The following is a 5,780-nucleotide window of genomic DNA, read 5'->3' on the forward strand; positions in this document are numbered from 1 at the left end:
GCGTAGCAGAGCCGGACGCAGCTGGTGGCGAACGACGGGTTGGAGAATTTGTAGGGCGCGAAAGTGTCGTCCGCGGTCGAGAACTGAATGTCGCCCTCGAGACCGAACACGATGTTGCCGGACTGCCAGTTGTAGCCGCCCTGCAGGCCGCCGGAGAAGCCCGACGGCTTGGTGATGTTGTTGGTGACGTTGCCCCAGCCGTAACCGAGATTGCCGCCCAGATAGGGGCCGGCCCAACTGAAGGCGTTGAGCGGCTGATTGACCGTATAGGGCGCGTTCGACCGGTAGTACCCCATGTCGGCCGCCTGAGCCGTCGACATCCCCGCGGCGATCATGGCCGCCGCTGCCAGTGTAACTTTACGCATCTTACTCTCCTCGACGACCCGGCCGCGCCAGCGGCGGCGCGATCAGCGTCCAGTCATCGGCCTCCCGCGGCCGATGGGAAAATGTCCCGAATGGTTACGGCTTTCCTCTCTTTTCCCGTCGAATTTATCGAGAGTTTTAAGTTAAGCGGTTCTTAACCCGCGGACCGATCCGGCGCGCATTGTTAACAAAATCTTACTTCCCGGTCTTCGCGGCAACACCATGGCAAGACAGGCGAATTTCGCGCGGGGCTGGTTCCGGCGAGGCGCTGCGCTGGCAACCGCGGAAGCGAGCGCATAGGTTGGGGCCGCCATGATTCACGATCCCGCCGAGCCCGGAACGGCCGCGGCCGCACCGTCCGCCGACGCCCCCTCTCCCGCCGTGGCTGCGCCTGCCGCGGGGGCGTCCCCTGCTGTCGGAGCGCAGGACATCGACGCCGCCACCGCTGCGCTGGCGGTCGAAGAGGACGACGAGGCGCGGCTGCCGGAGGTCGAGGACGAGCCCGAGGGGGACGGCGCCGGGCCGATGGCGGTCGGCCGCTCGGCGATCGCGCGCGCGGTGCGGCTGGCCCCGACCTCGCCCGGCGTCTATCGGATGCTGAACGAAGGCCGCGACGTGCTTTACGTCGGCAAGGCCAAGAACGTGAAGAAGCGGCTGGCGTCCTACGCCCGCCCCACGGGGCAGGTGCTGCGAATCGCCCGCATGATCGCGCTCACCGTCGAGCTCGAGGTGATCTCCACCACCACCGAGACCGAGGCGCTGCTGCTCGAAGCCAACCTGATCAAGCAGCTCCGGCCGCGCTTCAACGTCCAGCTCCGCGACGACAAGTCGTTCCCCTACATCCTGATCACCGGCGACCATTGGGCGCCGCAGATCCTCAAGCATCGCGGCGCGCAGAGCCGGCCAGGACGGTATTTCGGTCCGTTCGCCTCGGCCGGCGCGGTCAACCGCACCATCACGGCGCTGCAGCGTGCGTTCCTGGTGCGATCCTGCACCGATTCGTTCTTCGAAAGCCGCACCCGCCCCTGCCTGCTCTATCAAATCCGCCGCTGCGCCGGGCCGTGCACCGGCGAGGTCGACTTCCCAGGTTACAGCGAGCTTGTGCGCGAGGCGACCGACTTCCTGTCGGGCCGCAGTCGGGCGGTGAAGCAGTTGCTCGCCGCCGAGATGGAGAAGGCGTCGGGCGAGCTCGAATTCGAGACTGCGGCGCTCTACCGCGACCGGCTGGCGGCGCTGTCGGCGATCCAGTCCCAGCAGGGCATCAATCCGCGCACCGTCGAAGAAGCCGACGTGTTCGCGATCCATCAGGACGGCGGCTATTCCTGCGTCGAGGTGTTCTTCTTCCGCACCGGGCAGAACTGGGGCAACCGCGCCTACTTCCCGCGCGCCGAGAAGACCTTCACGCCGGCCGAAGTGCTCGGCGCCTTCGTGGCGCAGTTCTACGACGACAAGCCGCCGCCGAAGCTGATCCTGCTGTCGCATGAGATCGACGAGGCCGAGCTGCTCGCCGACGCGCTGTGCGTCAAGGCCGGCCACAAGGTCGAAGTCTCGGTGCCCAAGCGCGGCGAGAAGAAGGAACTGGTCACCCACGCCCAGACCAATGCGCGCGAAGCGCTCGGCCGCAAGCTCGCCGATACCGCGACCCAGGCCCGGCTGCTGGACAGCCTCGCCACCACGCTCGGCCTGCCGAAGGCTCCGCAGCGGATCGAGGTCTACGACAACAGCCACATCCAGGGCACCAATGCGGTCGGCGCGATGATCGTCGCCGGCCCGGACGGCTTCATCAAGAACCAGTACCGCAAGTTCAACATCAGATCCGAAGGACTGACGCCCGGCGACGACTACGCAATGATGCGCGAAGTGCTGCAGCGACGGTTCAAACGGCTGGCGGCGTTGCAGACCGATGGCGGCGATGCCGAACCGGCCGACAAGTCCAAAGACGACGAGGTGCCGCAATGGCCGGACCTCGTCATTATCGACGGCGGCCGCGGCCAGCTCAACGCCGCGCGCGAAGCGCTGTCCGGCATCGGCCTGACCGACCAGGTCACGCTGCTCGGCGTCGCCAAGGGACCGGACCGCGACGCCGGACGCGAGACGCTGTTCCTGCCCGACCGCGACGCGATCAAGCTCGAGCCGCGCGACCCGGTGCTGTATTTCATCCAGCGGCTGCGTGACGAGGCTCATCGCTTCGTGATCGGCTCGCACCGCACGCTGCGCAAGAAGGACATCCGCGAGGCCGGACTGCAGGAGATCCCAGGCATCGGCCCGACCCGCAAGCGGGCGCTGCTGCTGCATTTCGGCACGCTGAAGGAAATCGAGCGCGCGTCGATCGCCGACCTCGGCAAGGTTCCGGGCATCAGCGCCGAAAGCGCGCGGCGAATCTTCGAGTTCTTCCATGCTCGGCCGGGATGATGCACGCCTTCTCCGACCAAAGTCGGCGGGATCGAACCGTGCCGCGCCCCATGCGGATTTCACCTTTTCCTGATACGGAACGGAGACGCCGGGGTCGGAGGTTGACCTTCCGTCACGGGCAGTATTGGTAAGCTCGATGAACAACGTCTCGACCAGAGCGCCGGTGCGGGGAACGAAGACGTCTCTGACGCTTCCGAACATCCTCACCTATGCGCGGATCGCCGCGATTCCGGTGGTGGTCGGCTGCATTTTCGCGCAGTCGATCCTCGGCGGCCCGCTGGCGCTGCGCTGGGTGGCGCTCGCGGTGTTCATCGCCGCAGCGATCACCGACTTTCTCGACGGCCATTTCGCCAGGATCTGGGATCAGCAATCGGCGTTCGGCCGGATGCTCGATCCGATCGCCGACAAGCTGCTGGTAGCATCCTGCCTGCTGATGCTGGCGGCCGACAGTATCATCCACGGCTGGACGCTGTGGGCCGCGATCGTGATCCTGTGCCGCGAGATCCTGGTCTCGGGGCTGCGCGAATACCTCGCCGCGCTGCGGGTCAGCGTGCCGGTAACCCGGCTGGCGAAATGGAAGACCACCGCGCAGCTCATCGCGATCGGCTTCCTGCTCGCCGGTGAAGCCGGCAACGAAGTGCTGCCGTTCACGACCGAGATCGGCGTGTCGCTGCTGTGGCTGTCGGCGCTGCTGACGATGTACACCGGTTACGACTATTTCCGCGCCGGCATCCACCATCTGATCGAAGAGGATCAGGCATGAAGGTGAAGTATTTCGCCTGGGTGCGCGAGCGGATCGGCGTTGACGAAGAGACCGTCGAGCCGCCGCCGGCGGTGACCACCATCGCCGAGCTGATCGGCTGGCTGGCGGCGCGCGGCGACGGCTACGCGCTGGCTTTCGACAAACCGGGCGTGATCCGCGCCGCGATCGATCGCGCCCATGTCAGCGCCGAAACGCCGATCCAGGGCGCGCGCGAGGTCGCGTTCTTCCCGCCGATGACCGGTGGCTGAGCCGGCGTGGGCACGGGATGATCCGATGACCGTTCCGGTGACCATCCGTATTCAGGAAGCCGATTTCGATCTCGCCGCCGAGACCTCGGCGATGACGAAGGACCGCACCGACATCGGCGCGGTGGTGTCGTTCACCGGCCTGTGCCGGGGCGTCGAAGGCGACGACACCGTCACGGCGCTGACGCTCGAGCACTATCCCGGCATGGCCGAGGAGGAGATCCAGCGCCATGCCGATGAGGCGGTCGAACGCTGGCCGATCACCGCGCTGACGATCATTCACCGCGTCGGCCGCCTGGTGCCGGGCGACAACATCGTGCTGGTGCTGGCGGCGTCGGCGCATCGCCAGGCGGCGTTCGCGGCGGCGGAATTCCTGATGGACTATCTCAAGGCCAACGCGCCGTTCTGGAAGCGCGAGGAGCGCTCCGGCGAGTCGCGCTGGGTCGAGGCGCACAGCCGCGACGATGCCGCGATGGCGCGATGGAGCAAGGATTGATGGCGAAGAAAACAAAGGCGAAGGCCGCCAAGCCGAAAGCTGCTAAGATGGCCGCCGCGAAGGCGAAACCCGCCAAGCGCGGCGCCGCGGCCAAGGTCACCGCGCCCAAGCCGCCGAAGGTGGCTGCGGGGGAGCTGGTCACACTGCTCGATTTCGTCCGCTACGCCGTCAGCCGCTTCGCCGAAGCCGGCGTGGTGTTCGCGCACGGCACCACCGATCCGATCGCCGAAGCTGTTTTCCTGGTCGGAGAAGCGCTGCATCTGCATCCCGATCAGTTCGAGATGTTCGCTTCCGCCCGCGTCACCGCGCGCGAAGCCGCCGCGATTCTCGGCCTGATCGAGCGCAGGATCGCCACACGGGTGCCGGCGGCATACCTCGTCAACAAGATCTACATGCGCGGCGTGCCGTTCTACGTCGACGAGCGGGTGATCGTGCCACGCTCCTTCATCGGCGAACTGCTCGACTCACATTTCGACGGCGGCGACACCTCGCTGATCGATACGCCGGAGGCGGTCGAGCGCGTGCTCGACCTTTGCACCGGCTCGGGCTGCCTTGCGATCCTTGCGGCCTACGCCTTCCCGAACGCGACGGTCGATGCCGTCGATCTGTCGAAGGATGCGCTCGCGGTCGCGACGCGCAATGTCGCCGAGCACCGGCTCGACGATCGCGTCAGCCTGTATCACGGCGACCTGTTCGGCCCGCTCGGCGACGAGCGCTACGACCTGATCATCACCAACCCGCCTTACGTCGACGCCGACGGAATGGCCAGCCTGCCGGCGGAGTGCCGCGCCGAGCCGGCGATGGCGTTCGACGGCGGCGACGACGGCCTCACCATCATCCGCCGCATCCTCGCCGAGGCGAAGGATCATCTCATGCCCGACGGCGGCCTGCTGTGCGAAGTCGGCCGCTGCCGGCCGCAGATCGAAGACCAGTTCCCGCAGCTCCCGCTGCTGTGGCTCGACAGCGAAGATTCCGAAGCCGAAGTGTTCTGGATCGCCGCAGCGGATTTGTAGCTTCCGACGCGCACCGTCATTCCGGGGCGCGAACGCAGTTCGCGAACCCGGAATCTCGACCTGTTCTGCGCCGTGCGAAACAATCTCTGGATTCCGGGTTCGCTCGCTTCGCGAGCGCCCCGGAATGACGTCGAAAAAACGGACTACTCGCCCGCCCCGAACCGCAGGAAGGTGAACTCGGTGTCGTCATAGGCGCGGCGGTCGAGTTCGGTGTAGCCGGCAGGAGCCGTGAAGCCGGCTTCCTTGGCTTCCTCGACGATCACCAGCGCGCCCTGCAGCAGCCAGCCGCCGTCGCGCAGCGACGCGAGTGAAGCCTCCGCAAGCTGCTTGCGGTACGGCGGATCGAGAAACGCGACGCCGAACGGTTCGACCGGATGCGCCGGCCCGAGATTGGCGGCGTCGCGGCGATACACCTTGCTGACGCCGCCGAGCCCGAGCGCCTCGACATTGGCGCGCAGCAGCGCACGCGCCTCGGCACCGTTGTCGAC

General features: G+C 66.9%; 7 protein-coding genes. 5 read left to right on the plus strand and 2 right to left on the minus strand.

Annotated features, from left to right (window positions below):
• Positions 1–365 (minus strand): outer membrane protein (locus DU475_RS22845; RefSeq protein ID WP_164633416.1); only part of this gene is annotated, 365 nt, incomplete at its 3' end.
• A gap of 310 nt (positions 366–675) precedes the next feature.
• On the opposite strand from DU475_RS22845, the gene uvrC reads away from it, so the two are divergent.
• From uvrC to prmB, 5 genes are all read left to right on the plus strand, one after another.
• Complete coding sequence (uvrC, locus tag DU475_RS22850) at positions 676–2,775, plus strand: excinuclease ABC subunit UvrC (RefSeq protein ID WP_164633417.1); 2,100 nt, start codon at positions 676–678, stop codon at positions 2,773–2,775.
• Positions 2,776–2,911: 136 nt separating this feature from the next.
• Positions 2,912–3,538: a CDP-diacylglycerol--glycerol-3-phosphate 3-phosphatidyltransferase gene (gene pgsA, locus DU475_RS22855; protein ID WP_013501116.1), complete on the plus strand. Its 627-nt coding sequence runs from the start codon at positions 2,912–2,914 to the stop codon at positions 3,536–3,538.
• Positions 3,535–3,786 (plus strand): molybdopterin converting factor subunit 1, encoded by a 252-nt coding sequence (gene moaD / locus DU475_RS22860; protein WP_013501115.1) that lies wholly within the window; start codon positions 3,535–3,537, stop codon positions 3,784–3,786. Before pgsA ends, moaD begins: the two co-directional genes overlap by 4 nt.
• A 25-nt stretch (positions 3,787–3,811) precedes the next feature.
• Positions 3,812–4,279, plus strand: a complete 468-nt coding sequence (locus tag DU475_RS22865; protein ID WP_142882004.1) for a molybdenum cofactor biosynthesis protein MoaE — start codon at positions 3,812–3,814, stop codon at positions 4,277–4,279.
• Positions 4,279–5,292, plus strand: coding sequence for a 50S ribosomal protein L3 N(5)-glutamine methyltransferase (gene prmB, locus DU475_RS22870; protein WP_164633418.1), 1,014 nt, complete (start codon positions 4,279–4,281; stop codon positions 5,290–5,292). Before DU475_RS22865 ends, prmB begins: the two co-directional genes overlap by 1 nt.
• A gap of 143 nt (positions 5,293–5,435) precedes the next feature.
• Here prmB and DU475_RS22875 read toward each other — a convergent pair.
• On the minus strand, positions 5,436–5,780 hold a 345-nt coding region (locus DU475_RS22875; RefSeq protein WP_205524518.1), incomplete at its 5' end, for an RsmD family RNA methyltransferase.

This window comes from Rhodopseudomonas sp. WA056 (assembly GCF_010906995.1).
Classification (GTDB): domain Bacteria; phylum Pseudomonadota; class Alphaproteobacteria; order Rhizobiales; family Xanthobacteraceae; genus Rhodopseudomonas; species Rhodopseudomonas palustris_G.

Bases quoted from the DNA above. Each gene is read 5' to 3' on its own strand.
- pgsA (WP_013501116.1), top strand. From the start codon at position 2,912: ATGAACAACGTCTCGACCAGAGCGCCGGTGCGGGGAACGAAGACGTCT.
- prmB (WP_164633418.1), top strand. From the start codon at position 4,279: ATGGCGAAGAAAACAAAGGCGAAGGCCGCCAAGCCGAAAGCTGCTAAG.
- moaD (WP_013501115.1), top strand. From the start codon at position 3,535: ATGAAGGTGAAGTATTTCGCCTGGGTGCGCGAGCGGATCGGCGTTGAC.
- DU475_RS22865 (WP_142882004.1), top strand. From the start codon at position 3,812: ATGACCGTTCCGGTGACCATCCGTATTCAGGAAGCCGATTTCGATCTC.
- uvrC (WP_164633417.1), top strand. From the start codon at position 676: ATGATTCACGATCCCGCCGAGCCCGGAACGGCCGCGGCCGCACCGTCC.